Annotated in this window: 16 protein-coding genes; 7 read left to right on the top strand and 9 right to left on the bottom strand. The window is 50.2% G+C overall.

What is annotated here, in order from left to right; translation table 11 throughout:
* The first annotated feature begins 9 nt into the window (after positions 1 to 9).
* Entirely contained in the window at positions 10 to 3,696 is a 3,687-nt protein-coding gene (locus tag HRI97_RS10900; protein WP_253725466.1) for a UvrD-helicase domain-containing protein, read from the top strand.
* 46 nt (positions 3,697 to 3,742) lie between these two features.
* Here the strand turns inward: HRI97_RS10900 and HRI97_RS10895 are convergent, their stop codons facing one another.
* The 4 genes from HRI97_RS10895 to HRI97_RS10880 are packed head-to-tail and all read right to left on the bottom strand — an operon-like array spanning position 3,743 to position 6,824.
* Positions 3,743 to 4,426 carry an MBL fold metallo-hydrolase gene (locus HRI97_RS10895; protein WP_253725465.1) on the bottom strand — a complete coding sequence of 228 codons (684 nt, stop codon included), beginning with the start codon at positions 4,424 to 4,426 and terminating at the stop codon, positions 3,743 to 3,745.
* Between the two features lie 30 nt (positions 4,427 to 4,456).
* The gene (locus tag HRI97_RS10890) at positions 4,457 to 5,260 is read right to left on the bottom strand and encodes a DbpA RNA binding domain-containing protein (protein ID WP_253725464.1); all 804 of its coding nucleotides are present in this window, start codon (positions 5,258 to 5,260) and stop codon (positions 4,457 to 4,459) included.
* 28 nt (positions 5,261 to 5,288) lie between these two features.
* A complete protein-coding gene (locus HRI97_RS10885; protein WP_253725463.1) occupies positions 5,289 to 6,194 on the bottom strand; it encodes a GNAT family N-acetyltransferase in 906 nt (301 codons plus the stop codon).
* A gap of 6 nt (positions 6,195 to 6,200) precedes the next feature.
* Positions 6,201 to 6,824, bottom strand: a complete 624-nt coding sequence (locus HRI97_RS10880; RefSeq protein WP_180487612.1) for an ATP-dependent Clp protease proteolytic subunit — start codon at positions 6,822 to 6,824, stop codon at positions 6,201 to 6,203.
* 353 nt (positions 6,825 to 7,177) lie between these two features.
* On the opposite strand from HRI97_RS10880, the gene HRI97_RS10875 reads away from it, so the two are divergent.
* From HRI97_RS10875 to HRI97_RS10850, 6 genes are all read left to right on the top strand, one after another.
* Positions 7,178 to 7,387: a hypothetical protein gene (locus tag HRI97_RS10875; RefSeq protein ID WP_253725462.1), complete on the top strand. Its 210-nt coding sequence runs from the start codon at positions 7,178 to 7,180 to the stop codon at positions 7,385 to 7,387.
* Between the two features lie 133 nt (positions 7,388 to 7,520).
* Positions 7,521 to 7,985, top strand: coding sequence for a manganese-binding transcriptional regulator MntR (mntR, locus tag HRI97_RS10870; RefSeq protein ID WP_301338887.1), 465 nt, complete (start codon positions 7,521 to 7,523; stop codon positions 7,983 to 7,985).
* A gap of 235 nt (positions 7,986 to 8,220) precedes the next feature.
* Positions 8,221 to 9,171 carry a metal ABC transporter substrate-binding protein gene (locus HRI97_RS10865; RefSeq protein WP_180484996.1) on the top strand — a complete coding sequence of 317 codons (951 nt, stop codon included), beginning with the start codon at positions 8,221 to 8,223 and terminating at the stop codon, positions 9,169 to 9,171.
* 13 nt (positions 9,172 to 9,184) lie between these two features.
* Positions 9,185 to 10,075 (top strand): metal ABC transporter ATP-binding protein, encoded by an 891-nt coding sequence (locus HRI97_RS10860; RefSeq protein WP_253725460.1) that lies wholly within the window; start codon positions 9,185 to 9,187, stop codon positions 10,073 to 10,075.
* Positions 10,076 to 10,105: 30 nt separating this feature from the next.
* Positions 10,106 to 10,987, top strand: a complete 882-nt coding sequence (locus tag HRI97_RS10855) for a metal ABC transporter permease (protein ID WP_253725459.1) — start codon at positions 10,106 to 10,108, stop codon at positions 10,985 to 10,987.
* 175 nt (positions 10,988 to 11,162) lie between these two features.
* On the top strand, positions 11,163 to 12,056 hold the full coding sequence (locus tag HRI97_RS10850) for a metal ABC transporter permease (RefSeq protein ID WP_253725458.1): 894 nt from the start codon (positions 11,163 to 11,165) through the stop codon (positions 12,054 to 12,056).
* Here the strand turns inward: HRI97_RS10850 and HRI97_RS10845 are convergent.
* The 5 genes from HRI97_RS10845 to HRI97_RS10825 all read right to left on the bottom strand — a co-directional run bounded on the left by HRI97_RS10845 (position 12,053) and on the right by HRI97_RS10825 (position 19,138).
* Positions 12,053 to 12,946 carry a YitT family protein gene (locus HRI97_RS10845; RefSeq protein ID WP_253725457.1) on the bottom strand — a complete coding sequence of 298 codons (894 nt, stop codon included), beginning with the start codon at positions 12,944 to 12,946 and terminating at the stop codon, positions 12,053 to 12,055. The two genes, HRI97_RS10850 and HRI97_RS10845, sit on opposite strands and share 4 nt — an antisense overlap.
* A 120-nt stretch (positions 12,947 to 13,066) precedes the next feature.
* Entirely contained in the window at positions 13,067 to 14,098 is a 1,032-nt protein-coding gene (locus HRI97_RS10840; RefSeq protein WP_253725456.1) for an extracellular solute-binding protein, read from the bottom strand.
* Between the two features lie 62 nt (positions 14,099 to 14,160).
* A complete protein-coding gene (locus HRI97_RS10835; protein WP_253725455.1) occupies positions 14,161 to 15,819 on the bottom strand; it encodes an ABC transporter permease in 1,659 nt (552 codons plus the stop codon).
* Positions 15,806 to 16,939 (bottom strand): ABC transporter ATP-binding protein, encoded by a 1,134-nt coding sequence (locus HRI97_RS10830; RefSeq protein ID WP_205075770.1) that lies wholly within the window; start codon positions 16,937 to 16,939, stop codon positions 15,806 to 15,808. The genes HRI97_RS10835 and HRI97_RS10830 overlap by 14 nt, the downstream gene beginning before the upstream one ends.
* Positions 16,940 to 17,191: 252 nt before the next feature.
* A complete protein-coding gene (locus HRI97_RS10825; RefSeq protein WP_253725454.1) occupies positions 17,192 to 19,138 on the bottom strand; it encodes a DUF4139 domain-containing protein in 1,947 nt (648 codons plus the stop codon).
* Between the last annotated feature and the right edge of the window lie 10 nt (positions 19,139 to 19,148).

Here is a 19,148-nt window from a genome sequence, read left to right as displayed (position 1 = left end):
GAGCCTGCGATGAAAAATGATTATGCATACCTTGATCTTTTGGAACATCCGCTCGACGATCAGCAAAAAAAAGTGTGCTGCTCCGTAAAAAACGCCGTCGTCGCTGCGGGAGCGGGTTCGGGTAAAACGCAAGTGCTCGCGACGCGCTTTGCGTGGCTCGTTATGGAATTCGACGATATCAGAGCGCCGGCTGTTTTGACACTGACGTTTACGAAAAAAGCCGCCGCCGAAATGTATGCGCGCATTTACAAAACGCTCGTCTTTTTTTCAAAAAACGAACGGGTACCCGAACGCCAAAGAAAAAACGCCGCACGGGCGGTAAACGAATTTGCCGACGCCCGCATCCAAACGCTCGATTCGTACTGCGGCGCCGTCGTGCGTCAAGCTGCGAACCGTTACGGCATCCGTCCGGATTTTACAACGGGAAGCGCGGACAGCGAACAAAATATTAAAAAAATTGCGCTGCCCTTTGTGTTGAAAAATCTTTCGCGCCCGTGCATCCGCCATTTTGCCGAAGCGGGCAAAGTGCAGGAGTTTTCCGATTCCCTTGTCGCAAAGATTATCGGCGACTACACTTCTCTTGCAACCGAAAGCGGACGGTTTACGCGCTCTCTCGAAACGCAAAAATCGATAATTTCCGATGCGTGGAAAAAAATCGTAAACGATAAAGGGGAGGGCTCCCTCATCGATATCGCTTCAAGCGCGCTTGCGCTGTGCAATGAGGCAAAAAGCGATGCGTCATGCAAGTGGCAAAAAAACGCCGCCGCCGTAAAACTTTTTTCCTTTTTCGAAACAGAGCCGCTTCCCGATTTCGCTTCGACGGTGTTTTCACCCGAAGACGTGGAGGCGAGCGAAGCGTTGTACGAAAAAATTTTTCCCCTTGCGAATTGGGTCGCAGTTTTATCCGCCTTTAAGCCCGGAAACGCATCTGCCCCGCTCAAAGCGATACGAGCGTGTACCGGCGGCTTGCAGCAGTATGCCGACGAACTTGCGTCGCTTGCCGTGTATGTCAAAGAGTTTCCGTATATCAAAGATATGTGCAGTCTCTTCGATGAACTGCTCGAACTTGTAAACCGGCAAAAGCGGACGTCGGGCGCGCTGACGTTTAAAGACGTGAGCGATATGGCGTTGAAAATATTGATCGAACAAAAAGATATCCGCAATCAGGAAAAGGCCGCATTCAATAAAATCATGATCGACGAATTTCAGGACAACAACGGTCGAAATCGCGATCTTCTCTTTCTCCTCGCCGAACGCCTCGACGAATATACTGAAGTCTCCACAGATGATCCGGCTGCGATTCGAAAAGCGCTCGTGCCGAATATTGCCGGCGATACATTATTTTTTGTCGGCGATGAAAAACAGTCGATCTATAAATTCCGCGGAGCCGATGTGTCGGTATTCAATGAATTGAAGCGCGACCTTGCCCGCGGCGAAGACGAAGCGGAACTCCGCATGGTGTACAATTACCGATCGTTTCCGGAACTGCTTACGAGCTTTAATCAAATCTTCGGCGGTTTCTATAAATCAGGCGATGACTATGTTCGTAAAGACGGTGTGCCCTCTCTTTTTCCGCAAATCTTCGGCGCTCCTTATGAAGCGCTGTACACGGAAGATACCGTCGCCCGCCATGTCGATAAAAGCACTCACGAACGCAAAGCTCCGATTGCGCTCGATAAATCGAATATCCGATCTCACTTCGCGCTTTTGCCGTACAATAAAAACGATTACGCTCTCGAAAAGGAATCGGGTCTCGTGCCCGACGTGCAGGAACAGCTCGCGTATTACATCGCGGAAAAAATTGCTAAAATGCATGAAGCGGGGGAGCCCTATGCGTCGTTTGTCGTACTCGACAGGTCGCGCACGCACAGAAATTATTTGAAGCGCCGGCTCGAACGGTTTCACATTCCGTACGTGATTGACCGCCAAATCGACCTCTTTGCCGATGCTCCCGCAAACGATATATACGCATTCCTCAGGCTCTGCGTTTATCCGTCGGACATGAATGCTTTTGCGGCATTTTTGTGTTCGCCCTTCGTAGGCCTTACCGAAAACGATGTGAAAATCATCTTGGCAAACTCGACGGATTATCGCAGTAAAGATTTTATATTCGCCCCGTTTTCGGACGATAAAAAAATTATCGATATATTTGCCGAGGGGTCGATCGAAAGAGAGCGCTATATCCGCGCAGCGGATTTTTTTAAAACGCATAAGGAGCGCGTGCTCGCCGAACCGCTCACGAAAACGCTCAATACGCTGTGGTACGATATGGGCTATCGCTATGAAACGATGCTGAACCGCGCGGTGAGCCTCTTTGCCGAACAGTACGATCTGCTGTTCGAAGCGGCGCGGCAGGCGGATGCGGACGGAAAAGATGCGGCGTATTTTGTCGATATGCTCGCATCTCAAAAAGAAGCGGATAGAGGCTTCGGCAACGACGATACGGGAGTAAGCGACATATCCTATCCGCTCGAAAAAATCGACGCCGTGCAGATAATGACCGTTCACAAAAGCAAGGGCTTGCAGTTCGATCACGTGTTCGTTCTCGGCGCTTTCGACAACGTAAAAAACGACAGCGAAGAAAAATATTTTTTCAGCGAAGAAGCGGGCGTTTCGCTGAAACCCGCCGAAGGGGAGCGAAATTATTTTTTTATCAAACAGCGCGACGAAAACCGTGCGAAAGACATCGCCGAATTCCGCCGCCTGATCTACGTCGCTGCAACCCGCGCGATCAAAGATTATTATTTTGTCGGAACGTATTCGTACGACAAAGATCACAAACACCGCGTAAGCGATGCGTCCGTTTTCGATCCTGTCATCGCATATTATTATCCCGATTTTCTCGACTCGGACGCTGCGGTGCAATATTCAAGCGGCGCGCCCTTCGACCTTGAGCGCATCGAAAAAAAATCGAAGCGGGAAATATACGCGGGATCCCGCATGAGCGAACCGATCGATGCGGTACGGCATCGTAAAATACGGGATGCCGACGCGGTCTTTTCGTCTCCCGATATCGATTTTATTAAAATGCCGGAAGTGCTTTCGAAACGCATTACGCCGAGTTCGTTGGAAAATCTTTATGACGCAGAGACCGGCCGCACGGGAGAACCTGCGCGACCCGAGCTCTATCCCGAAATCGACGAACTGCTTGGAAAACTTACAAAAGAAAACGTGCGCTTCGGTTTCGACGAATTCGGCACGCTCGTTCACGCCTGCCTTGAAAACGCTATGAACGGTTTCGATCCCGCCGAGATAAAACTCTCTTCCGAAAAATATATGCGAAAATTGTCCGAAGCGCAGCGAAACAAACTGAGCGCCGTGTGTGAAAAAATCTGTGCGCGCTTTGCAGCGTCCGAATACGGTGCGCGTGCCCTAAAAGCGCGGGAAGAAGGCGCGTGGTTAAAAACCGAATACGCCTTTAAGATGTGCATCGACGGTTACATCGTCACGGGTTCGATCGATTTGGTTTTCGACAACGGAGAGGGCACGTATACGATCATCGATTACAAAACCGATCACGAAATCGATCCTGCGCGGTATTACCGTCAGCAAGCGTGCTACAGAAAGGCGGTCGCAACTCTCCTCAATGTGCCGGAAAAAAACGTACGCTGCGTGCTCTACTACGTCAGACATGACGAGTTTTCGGAAATTCCGCACGGAGATTTTTCACTCGAAGACATCGCAACCGGCCTGTGAATTGTGCGGGCGCTCGAATCGGCCGGCGGAACTCTCTCAAATTATATTAATAATTTTTCCGAATCGGAAAGCCGCAGTAGTCGTGGCCGGGATATACGAGCGTTTCAGGCGGAATCGTTTTTTTGATCGACACGAGGCTTGCAATCATCGCGCGCTCATCTCCTCCCGGTAAATCGGTACGGCCCGAGCTTCGGTAAAATACCGTATCGCCCGAGATGAGTTCGTTCCGCGCGGCGCTGTAGAGGCAAATCGAACCGGGCGTATGTCCCGGCGTATGCACTGTCTTCCACTGTGAAAGAGAAGCGCGCACGTCCTCTTTTTCGCAGGGTATGACTTCTCCGAGCGTCTCTCCTCCCGAAAACGTCAGATCCGGAGGCGGCATATCGCGAAGGGCAGCGGCTACGGCTTCAAGCCCCATGAGGCGAAGCGATTCGATTTGAACCGAAGCGCCTCCGAGCAGGCACGCATCGTCTTTGTGAACGGCGATCGGACAGGCGGGGTAGGCACGCTTTAAAATCGGAAGCCCTAAAATATGATCGAAGTGCCCGTGTGTCAAAACGATAGCGCGCGGCTCTTTTTTGTGTTCGGCGAGCCATCCGGTAATTTCCGTTTCATCGCCGGAAAGGGCGCAGGCGGCGGGATCGACGATGCATACCGCATTTCCTGCAAGCGGCACGATGTACGTGTTTACACCGAGCGGTCCCGTCCGTAAAATCGTTAATGCTTCCATATGAAGACGATTTTTACGAATGCGATGCAATCAAACGAGGTAGCCGTCGCCTTCCGCATTTTCGTCTTCACTCTTGTATGAAGGAGCGGTAAAAGGCTCTTTGTCCTGAGCGGCCTTTTCCGCAGCGGCGTAGGCTTTCGCGTCTTCGGTCGTTTGCATCGTATCGTGCACGTCATCGGAGGGATATACGTTTCCGCCGTTTTCAGATGCGTCGTCTCTTTGGCGGGAAAAACTTACCGCGAGTTTCCGTCCGCGGTAATCGTAGCCGTTGAGCGCGGCGATCGCTTTTTCCGTGTCGTCTTTGAACAGCTGCACGAACGAATAATTTGCAAGTACGCGGATATCGCCGATTCTGTCCCGATCGAGGCCGGCGACGCTTACGAGGAGGCCTACGAGATCGCGCGGATACACGCGTCTGTTCCGCCCGATGCTGATGAATATCGTCGCGGCAAGCGATTCGTCGATCTGCACGCGCGGGTGCGGGGTATGCGCTTCGGCGCGGAGTTCATCGGAAAGAGATTCTCCGTTTCCCCTCCGGTCGTTGTATGAGGGTCTGCCGTAGGATGCATCTTTAAAATTTCTTCCGCCGCGCACGCCGTGCATGAAAATGTCGTTTCGTCTCGCGTTCGGAGCGCCGTGAAATCTTCCCTGCATCTCTTTTGTCAGATATGCGGCGACGTACATGCGTTTCGAAAACGGAATCGTCCGTTTGAATATTTTCTTCAAATCGTTGAGCAGATCCGGATTTTCTTCGGTCATCACTTTGTTCAGCGCGTTTTTCAAAAAAGACGTTACGCGCTCTTTGTCGATTTCAATCTCTCGTTGGAATGCCATATCATTACCTCTTCAAATCAAAATAAAATTACTGAATCTTCGCTGCAAAACCCGAGCCTGTTTTTTGAAAACCGTTGCGCTCGAACAGAGCGACGAGGCTGTCGGGTATAATCGTGTTTGCAGTCACTACATAACGCTTGCCACGCTTTTGAAGGCCGGCGAGGCACAGTGAAAAAAGTTCGCTTCCGATGCCCAAGCCTCGATAGCTTTCGGGCACGAAAAAACTTGTTAAAACGGCCGTCGTTTTCGTTCGGGACGAAACGTCCGCCGCCGTAATACATCCGGCAAAATCGCCGTCCGGCGTGCGGCAAACGAATCCGATTTGATGTGCGGATTCTCCGAATGCGAAAAGCTGCCGCCATAATTCGTCTGCCGCTTTTTCGATTTCATCGCAATCCGTATCGTCCGGCAAAGCGGAATAAAAACCGCGCACGCATACCGAATGAAGGATGCAATCCGCGTCCCGTGCGGAATCGTATGCCTGAAATGTGAAGTCGTTTCGAAGCAAATCGTCGTATTCTTCAACGATATGATCGAGCTTTTCCAAACCCCATATTTCACGCAAATCGTTGTACCATCCGCCGATGTATTCACGGAGCTTTTTGTTTTTGAATCGATGCCACCGTTTTTCGACTTCAGGAAATTTTTTTAAGACAGTCTTGAAATTTCTGAATACCCCCCTTCCCGAATGCAAAGCATCCTGCAGCTCGGCACGAACAAGCGGCGCATATACGGAAGCGGCGAAAGCTTCCCGCAATGTAAAACCTGCCGCGGAATCCCATTCGGGCAATGCATAGTAGCGTACTTCATCCGCTTCGACCGAAGCCGCATCCGAAAGCTCTTGTTTTTCAGCGTCCACGACGAAACGCCGTTCTTGATTTTCGAGCGCGGATACGATTGCGTCCGCAAGCTCTTCGGTCAAAAGGAATGTCATATCGATTTATTTCGCGCCGGAATCACCTTTGACAATTTCCGCCCGCGTTTTAACGACACGGCTGATAAGACCGTATTGCTTCGCTTCGTCGGCGTCGAGCCAGTGATCGCGGTCGGTATCCTTTGCGACCTGCTCTTCGCTCGTACCCGTTTCTTCGGCGATGATGCGGTTGAGTTTCGCGTGCGTTTTTGCGAGCTCTTTCGCGTGGATTTCGATGTCCGTCGCGACGCCTTTCATGCCGCTCATCGGCTGGTGGATGAGATAGTGGCTGTTCGGAAGCCCCGCGCGCCTGTCTTTCGGAACGGCGAGCAGCACGAGGGCGGCCGCGCTTGCAACCAGTCCCATGCCGATGAGGACTACCGGCGCTTTGATAAAGCGGATCATATCGAAGATCGCAAAACCCGCATCGACATCTCCGCCGGGCGAATCGATATACATATAGATAGTTTTTTTATCGTCTGCCGCTTCGAGCACGAGCAGCTGGCGCACGACTTTATCCGCCAAATCTTTATTGATTTCGCCCGACAGGATAATCTGCCGCGTCTTTAAGAATTTTTCCGTAAGCGGATCGGGCATCTCCGGCATCTTTTTCTTTTCATCATCGTCTTCATCGTCGCATCGAGGCGACATCGTCACATACTTATACACGATTGCTCCTAATAATTCCAACTTTCCGTCAGCGCATCAGCTGAAGGTCGAGTTTTGAAAATAAATAAAATCGTGCGGAGGCGAGGTTCCGGCACACAGGCGAGTTTGCAGAGCAAACTCGGTAGTGAGGCGAAGCCGAACGAAGTTCTCGCCGTAAGCACAGCTTTATCGGTTAACATTTTCCAAACTCGCCATTCAATCTAATAATATACTGAAATAATGCATTGTGAGCAAGGCGGGATTTTCGTCGGGTTCGTACGCCCTGATACTGCAATAGGGGAAAAGGAAAACTTGCGTTATAATCGATATATCCCGATGTAAAGCGAAGGTGAAATATGGCATACGAAACGCTTTTTGAGCAGATAAAGGCGGTACCGCAGGAACACCTTGCGGATATCGAAAATTATGTCGAATATATTTTGTACCGTTACAAAAAGAATACCGAACAAATACGGGGACATGATTTATCGCAATATTTCGGCAGTGTAAACATACGGCGCGACGGTCTTGCAATGCAAAAGGAAATGCGGCATGAATGGGATTGATTGTCTGGCGGACACCAATGCGCTTATTGAACCGACGCTTTCATACGCATACTTCAAAACGACGATGAACCCTCCGCTCTCGGCCTTTTGAAAAAAAACGATTTATAGTGTATAATGCAAAATCCTTTTTACGATGCAGTATGCCGGAAAGGATTCGAACGATACGGAGACGGAGCGCATAATGCCGGAAGAAAAAACGGAAGCATCGCTTGCTTTTTTACGTACCCGCGCCGATCACGCGGCGGAAACACTCGAAGATTACACCGAAGTTATCGCAAAAATAATTAAAGAGGCCGGCGAATGCCGCGTCATGGATCTCGCGCGGTATTTCGGCGTGAGTCACGTATCCGTTATCCAAGTTTTGCAGCGGTTAAAGGCCAACGGTTTTATAGAAACCGAAGCGCGCAAACCGATAGTCCTCACAGCTGACGGCTATGCGCTTGCACGAAAATGTACCAAGCGGCATGGTATTGTCCGAAATTTTTTACTGAAAATCGGTGTGAGCGAAAAAACCGCCGTCATCGATTCCGAGGGTTTGGAACATCACATCAGCGCCGAGACGCTCGAGTGTATGAAAAATTTTATAGCCGAGCATTAAATTCCATATCAATTTTTTATATAATTTTTAAGGTTTACCTCTTGACAAAGTGAGGTAGTATGTACTACATTTATGGCGGGCAGTATGTAGTACATACTACATTATCGGAATACCCCGGCTGCTACGAGTGTCGACAGAGGAGAAGTCCGGCGTTATTATGTAGTATGTACTACGTATATTGCCGGGGGTATGATAAAAAACGGCGCCTGAAATAGCGCTTGTTATAGGAGTTGATATGAAAAAAAACATAGGGTTCACCGCCGCTTCGATTGCCGCGGCGGCAGTGTTGTGCGCCGTCTGTATTACCGGATGCGCAAAAAAAAGTGCGGATGCGGCGAGCGCTCAGGATTCGGCACGTCCCAAGCGTGTCGTAACGACTTTTACGATCTTGCAGGATATGGCGCAAAATATTGCGGGCGATAAGATTCTCGTCGAATCGATTACAAAGCCCGGTGCGGAAATTCACGAATACGAACCGACGCCGCTCGACGTCGTAAAGGCGCAGTCTGCGGATTTGGTTTTGCGTAACGGCTTCGGCCTTGAGCGCTGGTTCGAAAAATTTATGGGAAGCGTTAAAAACGTCCCGAGCGCAACGCTGAGCGAGGGCATAGAGCCGCTGGGTATCGGCGAAGGTCCGTACAACGGCATGCCCAATCCTCACTCGTGGATGTCGCCGAAAAACGCCCTCGTCTATGTCGAAAATATCCGAAAGGCCTTTGTCGCTTTGGATCCTGCCAATGCCGAAACGTTTAACGCAAACGCGGCATCCTACAGCGAAAGCATTAAAAAAATCGACGGCTTTTTGGCGGACAAGCTTTCCGAAATCCCCGAAGAGCAGCGTTGGCTCGTAACCTGCGAAGGCGCTTTTTCATATCTTATCCGCGACTGCAATATGAAGGAATTGTACCTGTGGCCGGTAAACGCCGATGAAGAAGGCACACCGCAGCAAATTCAAAAAGTTGTGGACACGATACGGAAAAATCACATTCCCGTCGCATTTTCCGAAAGTACGATCAGCAATAAGCCGCAGCTGCAAGTGTGCAAAGAAACCGGCGCTTATTACGGCGGTGTTTTGTACGTCGATTCTTTAACCTACGAAGACGGGGATGCGCCGACCTATTTGAAAATGCTCGAATACAATGCGGATACGATTGTAAGGGGATTTCAAGACAGTTTATCAAAATAATGCGAGGCAAAATATGAATACCGATAGGGAGGTTCCCGTTGAACTTGCGGTACAAAACGTAAGCGTCGCGTACAATAACGGCCACGTTGCGCTCTACGATGCGTCGTTCCGCTTGCAAAAAGGAACGATTACGGCGCTCGTCGGCGTAAACGGCAGCGGCAAGTCCACGCTTTTTAAAACGATAATGGGTTTTATTAAACCGATGAGCGGTTCCGTAACAATCTGCAGCGAGCCGGTGAGGGTGGCGCAAAAACATCACTTGCTTGCCTACGTGCCGCAGTCGGAAGAAGTGGACTGGTCGTTTCCGGTAAGCGTATGGGACGTCGTTATGATGGGGCGCTACGGTTATATGAATTTTTTGCGCATACCGAATAGGGAAGACAAAGAAATTGCCGAACGCAGTCTTGAGCGCGTGCAAATGCTCGAGTTTAAAGACCGCCAAATCGGAGAACTTTCCGGCGGGCAAAAAAAGCGGGTCTTTCTTGCGCGCGCTTTGGCGCAGCGGGGAAAAATCATCCTGCTTGACGAGCCCTTTACCGGAGTCGACGTTAAAACCGAAACGGCGATAATCGATCTTTTGCGTGAGCTTAAAAACGACGGACACTTGATTTTCGTGTCGACGCACGATTTGGGTTCTGTTCCCGAATTCTGCGATCACGTCGTGATTATCAACAAAACGGTGCTTGCCGCAGGCCCGACGGAAACGACTTTTACGGCCGACAATCTTATAAAAGCGTTCGGCGGCGCGCTGCGCAGCATTAAACTCGATCACACCGACAATCCCGAAGACAGTACGCACGAGTTCAGAGTGTTTACCGACGATGAAGGCGCCCTGATTACAAAGCGGGAAGGTAAGCCCTATCGGCGCGGCGTCAGAAATATTGAAGCCGCTTTGCCGAAATAATCGGCATAAGGGAATTGCGGAGGAATATGAATGCTTTCGAATTTATTGATTCCGTTTCAATATGAATACATGGTAAAGGCGATCCTCGTCAGCGGCTTTATCGGCGGTGTGTGCGCGCTGCTTTCGTGCTTTGTCGTACTCAAAGGCTGGTCGCTGCTCGGCGATGCCTTGTCGCATGCGGTGGTTCCGGGGGTTGCCCTTGCGTACATAATCGGCATACCGTTTTCGGTCGGCGCGTTTATAAGCGGTATGCTCGCCGCCCTTGCGATGGGCTTTATAAAAAAGCGCACGAGGATCCGAGAAGACGCCGTTATCGGAATCGTGTATACGACTTTTTTTGCCTTGGGCGTTTTGCTTATTTCGCTGTTTCCGAGCAACATAACGCTTTCGACGATCGTTATGGGAAACATTCTCGGCATCGCCGACCGCGACATCGTTCAAACGCTGATCATCGCCGGAAGCAGCCTTGCGATTATTTTGCTCAAGTGGAAGGACTTGCGCCTTTTTTCGTTCGACCCGGCGCAGGCGCGCGCGATAGGACTCAACACGAATGTCTTGTACCTCTTGCTGCTTACGCTGCTTGCCGTTACGGCGATCGCCGCGCTGCAAACGGTCGGCAGTATTTTGGTCGTCGCAATGCTTGTAACGCCGGGAGCAGCCGCCTATTTGCTTACGGATACATTTCCTTCGATGATGCGCCTCGCGTCGATTATCGGCGTGCTTACGTCTTCCGCCGGCGCGTATATCAGTTATTTTTTGAACGGGTCGGCAGGCGGCTGCATCGTTGCGCTGCAGTTTTTGTTTTTTTTAGCCGTCCTCTTTTTTGCGCCGCGTCACGGAATACTTGCCGCAAGGATGAACGCGGCAAAGGCTGTAAGGGATTTTTTTGCGAAAAGGACGATCGAAGGCTGAAGGTACTTTTTGCGGCAGGGATTGGAGCACCGCCGGAGGCGTTCGCCGGATTGCAAAGCTGTGAACCGGCGAATGAAGCGAAAGCGGAAGTGCGGAAAGCCCGGCGGTTTTCGCTGGCGCGAAAACCGCGCCGCCCGAAAAAAAGTAATAAGCGGAAGTCTGTTGGGAGAAAGGTATGTTGTGGACAAAACTTATCGAACCGTTTATGTACGGCTTTATGGTAAAGGCGCTCGTGATTGCGGCTTTGGTCGGCTGCGTGTGCGCAGCCGTTTCGTGCTACCTTATTTTAAAGGGATGGTCGCTCATGGGAGATGCGATTTCACACGCCGTACTGCCGGGAATCGTCGTCGCTTACCTCGGTCATATTCCGCTGGGAGTGGGCGCCTTTGCGGCGGGCTTGCTTAACGCGGCCGCCACCGGTTGGATAAAAGAGCGGAGCCGCATCCGTGAAGATTCGGTTATGGGCGCGGTCTTTACCGGCATGATGGCGCTGGGTTTGATTCTCGTTACGAAGGTGAGTTCGAACATCCATTTTATGCACATTTTGTTCGGGAGCCTTTTGGGAATTGAAAAGCGCGATATGATACAGGCGGTTGTCTGTTCGCTTATAACGCTTGTGCTGGTCGTCGCCAAGCGCAAGGATATTCTTTTGTATTTGTTCGATCAAAATCATGCGAGAGCGATCGGGCTCAACGTAGCGTTTATACATTATCTTTTTCTTGCGCTTACGGCGCTGACGATCGTCGCTTCGCTGCAAGCAGTCGGGATTTTGCTTACGGTTGCAATGCTGATTATACCGGGCTGCATCGCCTATCTTTTAACGGACAGACTTGACCGCATGCTTTGTCTTGCCGCGCTGTCGGCTGCATCGAGTGCGCTCGTCGGCACTTACGCAAGCTATTTTTTGAACGGAGCGACCGGCGCGTGCATTATTTTAACCGAAGCGCTGTTTTTCGTTTTTACGATGATTTTTGCGCCGAAGTACGGCATGATTGTACGCCGAAAATTGCGGAAGCGTTCTTCCCTCTCTCTCGGCATGGGAAAAGCGCCGAACGCCCGATTGTTTTAATCGTTCGGACGAAGGAAAAATCGGCCGAGAATTTGCTTCGAGTGGAGGATATTGATAAAGGCGAGCGTATCGACTTCTTTTATTTTCCGCGCAACTTTTTGCACTTCGTCGGCGGCGACGACCGAATATACCAAATCGCGCTCGGCTCCCAGATAGCACCCCTTGCCTTTGAAGACCGTCGCATCGTGGTTCGTAATTTCGTGAATCGTTCGATACACGTCGTCAGGGCGGTTCGTAATGACAAAGAGTGTCGTCTTTTGATAACGCTTGTATATGGAATTGAGCAGCTGCGTCGCTGAAAATTGGAAAAAGATCGAATAGAGCGCGCGCTCCCAGCCGAAGATAGCGCCGGCGACCAAAAGGATCGCAGCGTTAAAGACGAGCATATAATTCCACGCATCTCTGCCGTATTTTTCGGAAATGAAAATGGCGATGAGTTCCGTGCCTCCGCCCGACGCTCCGGCTCTGAGACACAGATACCCGCAAAACGCCACAATGATACCGCCGAAAACGGCACACAGCAGCACGTCGTCGATAATCGCAAAATCGGGAAAGAGGTCGACGAGTACGGAAGAGGTGACAACCATGAGACAAGTGTACAGCGTAAAGCGTCGGCCGACATATTTAAATCCGATGACGATAGGGATGACGTTCATGACGAGCATGACGGGACTGTACGGAAGATCAAGCGAAAAATACGTGTGCGCAACGTGCCGGATGAGCAGCGTCAAGCCGGTAAAACCGCCGGGAAAGAGATCGCCCGCACGGATAAAGGTTTTCATATTGAGTGCGGAAATGACCGCCGCAATGAGAATGAGCGTTATCCGCCGAAGGTTCGCACCGACGCCTTCGATGCGCTTTTTAACAATTTTATGTACCGCCTGTCGCATAGGCGCAAGCATATAGTATTTTTGCATTCGTGGCAAATGAAAATGAAAAAAGGGGCTGCCCAAAAACTTCAGTTTTTGGGCAGCCCCTCCTCATGTAAAGCGCTTTTCGCAGCGTTTTCCTTATTTATGATTCGACGTGTAAATCGAGTTCCACCGTTCAAGCACCGCTTTTTTATTCGCGATAAGCCAATCGATATCGCGGCTCACCCATTTCACGTCTTTACTTGCGGGCAGATACTTCGACGTATACGTCGCTTTCGTATTCGTCAAGCGCAGCGTCTGCAGCGCGTTGCCGAGTTCCGTTTCGCCTTCCGGGCTCATCAAAAATTCTATGAGTATTTTTGCGCCTTCGGGATTTTTGCAGCCTTTAATCATCGCGCAGCCGAACGCCGATGCGGACGTCCCTTCTGCCGGATACACCATTCTGATGTTCGTTGCACCGGATTTCAGCAGCGTCGAAGCGCCGTCTTCATACGTCAATCCGACGACATATTCGCCCGTCTGTACGCTTTTGAAACACACGGAAGACGACGTCGAAACGACGAGGCCGTTTTTAATAAGTTTTTCGATGTAATCCCATGCCTTCGGGCTGTCGTTTCCGTACACGGACATGATATTGCACACATTGTTCCACGCGGCGGACGACGAATTGGGATCCGAAAAAACGATTTTGCCTTTTAATTTCGGATCGAGCAAATCGGGATAACCTTTGATGTTCAAACCGAGCTGCTTTTCCAAATCGGTGTTGACGCAGAACACGACGGTCGAAAGGTGATCGAGATTGTAAAAACCGTTGTTCGATCGGTAGTCGGCCATGATCTCCGGTTCGTACTTCGTCAAAAACGGTTCGAAGAGATCGGCATTGATTTTACCGTCACTGTTCGAAAGACCGCCCCACATGACGTCGCCCTGCGGATTGTTTTTTTCCGCGCGGATCCGCGCGGTCAATTCGCCGGCAGAACCGTTGACGACTTCGATCGTCATTCCCGGATTTTTCGCTTCGAATAATTTCGTTAAATTGCCGATATCGTTTTCAGTCATCGAAGAATACAAAACGATCCTGTTGTTCTTTTTGTCGGATTCTCCGAGAGAAAAAACCGGAAGACACAGACTCGCCAACAACGCGGCAAAAATTATCGATTTCGTTTTCATAAATACCTCCATATTTTGTAAATTTGAAAACTAATTTGAGAACCTCAAAAGTACAATGTTTTTTATACCTGTATATCCTCTGCGCCGCTCACTTTCAGGTAGACGAGCAGCGATACGAAAGTCAAAACCGTCAAGATGGACGAAAATGCACACGCCATCCCGTAATTTCCCATCGCGATAGAAACGTATGCGGACATCGTCAGCGTGATCGTGCTGTTGTTGTACAGGATGATGGAACTCGACAGTTCCGTTACGAGCGAAACCCAGCTCAAAATCGCACCCGACAAAATGCCGTTCGTCATCATCGGTACGGTGACGGCGCGGAAGGTTTTCAGCTTTGACGTGCCGAGACTGATGGACGCTTCTTCGATGCTCATCGGGATTTGCATAAGGTTTGCCGTCGCCGAACGTATCGTATACGGCATACGTCGTATGACAAACGAAATGATCATGATGAGCATCGTCCCCGTCAGCGCCAGAGGTTTATTGCTGAACGCGATGACGAGCGCAATGCCGATAACCGAACCGGGGATAATATACGGGATCATCGAAATGGAATCGATCAAATTGTTCCAGAGATTGGAACGGCGCACGACGAGGTACGCGATAAAGATCGAAAGCAAAATAATGACGAGCAGTGCAAGACCGCTGATAAGCAGAGAATTGGAAAACGAACGGAACAAGAGCCGTCTGGCCGCAGCACGGTAGCTGTCGAACGAAAAGCCAGGTTTGAACACAGCCATATCGCATTTTTTAAACGACAGATAGATGACATAGAGCTGCGGCAAAAACGAAAACGCAATGATGAGGTAGCAATATGCGTTCATCAAAATACCGCCGAACAATCCGGGATTTTTCTTTTGTACGGGGTGCAGCGCGTTGATCGAAAATTTGAATTTATTCGTGCCCCACTTCTGCAATGCAAACACGAGCGCCGTGATGACAATTGCGATGACGCTGATCGTCGCCGCAAAATGAAAATCGGTTCCGTTTTCGCCGAGGTACTGATTGTATATCTCCACCGGGAACGTCCGGAATCCTTCGCCGAGCAAAAGCGGCGTTCCGAAATCCGCGAACGATCGCATAAACACGAGCAGCGATGCTGCGAGAATCGTCGGCATACAGAGCCGCAGAATGATTTTGAGCAGACGGTTTACGCCGACACAGCCGAGGTTTGCGGATGCTTCGAGCAGACTGTTATCGATGTTTTTAAACGCGCCGTTCATATAGATAAACACGAGCGGAAACAGTTTAAGCGTTTCAACGAGGACGATACCGCCCATACCGTAGATGCTGCCGAACATTTTTATGTGCAGCGTGTTTTCCAAAAAAACGGTGAGCACGCCCGACCTGCCGAGCAGCAGAATCCACGCGTACGCGCCGATAAAGGGAGCCGACATACAGCACAAAATACTCAAAATGAAAATCGTCTTCGCGCCTTTTAATACGTAAAACGAATAAAAGTACGAAAACGGAATACCGATGAGGAGTGAGCACAGCGTAATTAAAACGGCGAGCTCGAAACTGTTTAATATCGTACGACTGTAGTACGGCTTCGAAAAAAACGTCGCAAAGTTCTGCAGCGTAAAGCGTCCGCTTTCGTCGAGCACCGCCAGCCTGAAGATCTTTATCATCGGATAGAGCAGCGTCAATATAAACGCCGCCATGATGACGAGAGACACAAATGTCCAAACATCAACTTTTCGTTTATTGTGCAGCATGTACGCTCTCCGTGTCCGCATTGTCGTCTTTTACGCCGGACAAAATATTGTGTTCTCCGTCGGCGGTAAAAATATTGATCTTATCGATATCGAGACCGAGCTTTATATCGCTGTCTTTTTTTAATAAATCGTCGAGCGCCGAAATTTGAATCGTTTCGATTTCCATGCCGTCGGGCAGCGTGATGACAAAGTGCGTGCTCAAACCGAGGAAAATGCAGTCGAAGATCTTTGCGGATATCCCGTCTTCGCCATGCTTCCGCATAAGGAATTCTTCCGGCCGTATGGAGACGACGACATCCTGATCGTGCTTATACCGATCCTGCACGTTTTTCACTTCGACTTCGTAATCGAATACCGACAAAAAGCACGAGCCGCCGCGGACGGTGAGTTTACCGTTTATTAAATTGCTTCTGCCGATAAACGAAGCGACGAACATATTGACGGGGCGCTGATAGATCGCTTTCGGCGTTCCGATATGCTGGATAACGCCGCCGTTCAAAACGGCGATCCTGTCGGAAACCGCCATCGCTTCTTCCTGATCGTGTGTAACGTAGATCGTCGTAATGCCGATTTTTTTCTGCATTTCGCGGATAACCGAACGCATTTCAACGCGGAGCTTCGCGTCGAGATTGGAAAGCGGTTCGTCCATCAGCAAGACGCTCGGTTCGATGCAGAGTGCACGCGCGATCGCGACGCGCTGCTGCTGACCGCCGGAAAGCTGGCTCGGCATCCGTTCCGCGAACTGATCGATCTGCATCAATTTTAAAAACTTTTCCGCTTGATTATGTATTTCCGTCCTTGTCAATTTTTTATTTTGCAAACCGAATTCGACGTTTTTTCTGACCGTCAAATGCGGAAAGATCGCATAATTTTGGAACACCATACCGATATTCCGCTTCGAAGGATCCAAATCGTTTATGCGCTTATCGTTAAAATAGAAATCGCCGCCTTCGATGGAATTAAAACCGGCGATCATGCGCAACAGCGTCGTTTTGCCGCAGCCCGACGGGCCGAGCAGCGTAAAAAATTCTCCCGCACGGACACCGACATTCAATTTGTCGATTATCGTTTTACCGTCAAAAATTTTTACCGCATCCTTAATGGTAATACTTACACTCATATAATAACTCCACTTATGGTATATTTTTCCATTATATTTCAAAAAGAGCGTTTGTCAAGTTTTTTTAAGATTTAGTAAGATTTAGTAAGCTTTCTTTGCGGATTTGATCGTATTTTATATGAACGGTATTCGCCGCACGTACATTCGCGAGTTACAACATCATATTTTCAAAGTTACCTCTAAAAACTGCAGTTTTTAGAGGTTCCCTTCAATTAAACGGCGCCGTTTCAGCCGCTCAATTCAAACTTCCGTTCAGCCGGCTTTTACCGTTTTCAGATAATCGGAAAAATCTTTTTCGGCTTTGTCGAGATTCGCGCGGGCACCTTCCGTCTTCGTTTTAAGCGAATCGAGTTCGCTTTCGAGGCGCATCAGTTTGTCGAGGAATTGTTTGCCCTGCGCAGTCGAAGAACCCGTCGCTTCGAGGTTTTCGCGCGCGCGTCTTTGCTCGTCGTCGGTATTTTTGCAGTCGGCGGAAAGCTTTTCGTAGGCGCTCTTCGCTTCGTCGAGCTTTGCCTTTTTTGCCGCGATGTTTTCAAACGCTTTCCGCACCTCTTTCGGCATATCGGCATCGCTTGAGCAGGCGATAAAATCGTTTGCGTTCATCTTTATGAGAGCGGCGGTAGTTTCGACGATTTCGCTTTCGCTTACCGTGAGCGTTCCGGTTGCATTTTTATCGACCGAAAGTGTAAAGCGGTAGAGGGCGGGCGTTTTTTCAAGCAGCGCTTTTGTCGCAACGAGGGCGGCATTGCCCGTGATCGGGTGTTCGATGAGGACTTTCCGCGATTTTGCGGCGGAGTTTTTTACCGTATACGTCGAATCGTAAACGCGTTTTTTCGTAGTGCGCAAAAGTCCGCCTGCGATCTTTACCGTATCGATCGATGCCGAAGATTTTTTCGTTAAGCTGCCGTTTACTTCCATATCGTCGCCGTAGCCGATAATGCGCGTATCTCCCGCAGGCAAAAATTCGAGCACGGCGTCTCCCGCATACGCGCCTTCTGACGAAACGGAAACGGGACCTGCCGGGAATTTCATACCGGACGTATTTTCGATGCGGACGCAGAATTTCGGATGCGTGTTTTCTCTGAGGCGCATATTCGAAAAAACGGAAAACTTTTCGGCGGGCAGTTTTACCGCGGCGATAGGAATCATAACGCTTTCCTGTCGGCCGATCGTAACGGGTTTTACCGGCGTAAACGTAAACATTTCGGCGGATGTATCGGATGCCGCGACGTTCCGGTTTACGGTGTCCCGAAACGAACCGTCGTAATCATCGTAACTTGAACCCATTTTCGCTTCGGCGGCGACTTTGTTCATGGACATCATCATGCGCGGAGACGAAGCTTCCGCGTACGTTTCATCGGCTTCTCCGTACGCGGAAGTGTAAGTTTCCGCAGCGGCCGCCGCACCTGCCATGAGAGGCAGCGTCGGACGGTACGTAAAATACGGCGGATAGAGATTCTGTTTAAATCCGACGGGACGTCCGGTTGTCAGCGTCAAGCGCACCGCGTTCCAGTCGATGTCGGTCGAATTGTCGACGATTGCCCACGCTTGAAATTCGGCAGTGCCGGAACCCGCGTCGATGCGGTATGTCGGCTTCCACACGGGGGATTCCATAACGTATGCGAGGCGGACGTCGCGCTTTCCCGCAGCATCGATGAGAATCGAAAGATTTTTTTTCGAAGCGGATGAAGAACGAAGTAAAACGGAAAGTGCGGTATTTAAATCTTCCCCGCGCTTCGGATCGGTAAAGCGAAACGATTTTATTTCTTTGAACGGAATGATGTGAACGCCGTCGGAAGCAAGGAGCGAAAGCGTATCGCCGCCTGATTCGCGCTCGCATCTGTCGACCGTCAGAATTTTTCCGACGATCTTTTCGGCTGCCTTTTCTCCGGTGGCAACTTCGATCTCCGCACCGCGCTGGGCGTACAATATATCGGCCAAATCCGAAACTTCGCTCAGGTTGACGCTCAAGCTTTCAAGGATTTTCCGAAGCGCGTCTTCCGACTGATAGGCGACCGAAATATTTTTTGCCGCCGAATCGGAAACGATAAGCGATTTTAAAACGTCGTTGATCTGTTCCGGCGTAAACGATAAGCCGATGCGGGAAGCGCCCGATGCTTCTCCTTCGTGTTCGTAATAGGCGACGCCCGACGAATACAGCGTCACGTTTTTCAGCGGAACCGTCGTGTCCTTATACATAGCCGCTCCT

Origin of the sequence: Treponema socranskii subsp. buccale (assembly GCF_024181585.1) — a bacterium.
Taxonomy (GTDB): domain Bacteria; phylum Spirochaetota; class Spirochaetia; order Treponematales; family Treponemataceae; genus Treponema_D; species Treponema_D buccale.
The sequence above is the reverse complement of the archived record's forward strand: the minus strand, read 5'-3'. Positions and strand labels throughout refer to the sequence as shown.

What these genes read in the sequence shown, in the direction of transcription:
- HRI97_RS10900 (WP_253725466.1), top strand. Translation starts at nt 10, where the DNA reads ATGAAAAATGATTATGCATACCTTGATCTTTTGGAACATCCGCTCGAC.
- HRI97_RS10895 (WP_253725465.1), bottom strand. Translation starts at nt 4,426, where the DNA reads ATGGAAGCATTAACGATTTTACGGACGGGACCGCTCGGTGTAAACACG.
- HRI97_RS10890 (WP_253725464.1), bottom strand. Translation starts at nt 5,260, where the DNA reads ATGGCATTCCAACGAGAGATTGAAATCGACAAAGAGCGCGTAACGTCT.
- HRI97_RS10885 (WP_253725463.1), bottom strand. Translation starts at nt 6,194, where the DNA reads ATGACATTCCTTTTGACCGAAGAGCTTGCGGACGCAATCGTATCCGCG.
- HRI97_RS10880 (WP_180487612.1), bottom strand. Translation starts at nt 6,824, where the DNA reads ATGTCGCCTCGATGCGACGATGAAGACGATGATGAAAAGAAAAAGATG.
- HRI97_RS10875 (WP_253725462.1), top strand. Translation starts at nt 7,178, where the DNA reads ATGGCATACGAAACGCTTTTTGAGCAGATAAAGGCGGTACCGCAGGAA.
- mntR (WP_301338887.1), top strand. Translation starts at nt 7,521, where the DNA reads ATGCAGTATGCCGGAAAGGATTCGAACGATACGGAGACGGAGCGCATA.
- HRI97_RS10865 (WP_180484996.1), top strand. Translation starts at nt 8,221, where the DNA reads ATGAAAAAAAACATAGGGTTCACCGCCGCTTCGATTGCCGCGGCGGCA.
- HRI97_RS10860 (WP_253725460.1), top strand. Translation starts at nt 9,185, where the DNA reads ATGAATACCGATAGGGAGGTTCCCGTTGAACTTGCGGTACAAAACGTA.
- HRI97_RS10855 (WP_253725459.1), top strand. Translation starts at nt 10,106, where the DNA reads ATGCTTTCGAATTTATTGATTCCGTTTCAATATGAATACATGGTAAAG.
- HRI97_RS10850 (WP_253725458.1), top strand. Translation starts at nt 11,163, where the DNA reads ATGTTGTGGACAAAACTTATCGAACCGTTTATGTACGGCTTTATGGTA.
- HRI97_RS10845 (WP_253725457.1), bottom strand. Translation starts at nt 12,946, where the DNA reads ATGCGACAGGCGGTACATAAAATTGTTAAAAAGCGCATCGAAGGCGTC.
- HRI97_RS10840 (WP_253725456.1), bottom strand. Translation starts at nt 14,098, where the DNA reads ATGAAAACGAAATCGATAATTTTTGCCGCGTTGTTGGCGAGTCTGTGT.
- HRI97_RS10835 (WP_253725455.1), bottom strand. Translation starts at nt 15,819, where the DNA reads ATGCTGCACAATAAACGAAAAGTTGATGTTTGGACATTTGTGTCTCTC.
- HRI97_RS10830 (WP_205075770.1), bottom strand. Translation starts at nt 16,939, where the DNA reads ATGAGTGTAAGTATTACCATTAAGGATGCGGTAAAAATTTTTGACGGT.
- HRI97_RS10825 (WP_253725454.1), bottom strand. Translation starts at nt 19,138, where the DNA reads ATGTATAAGGACACGACGGTTCCGCTGAAAAACGTGACGCTGTATTCG.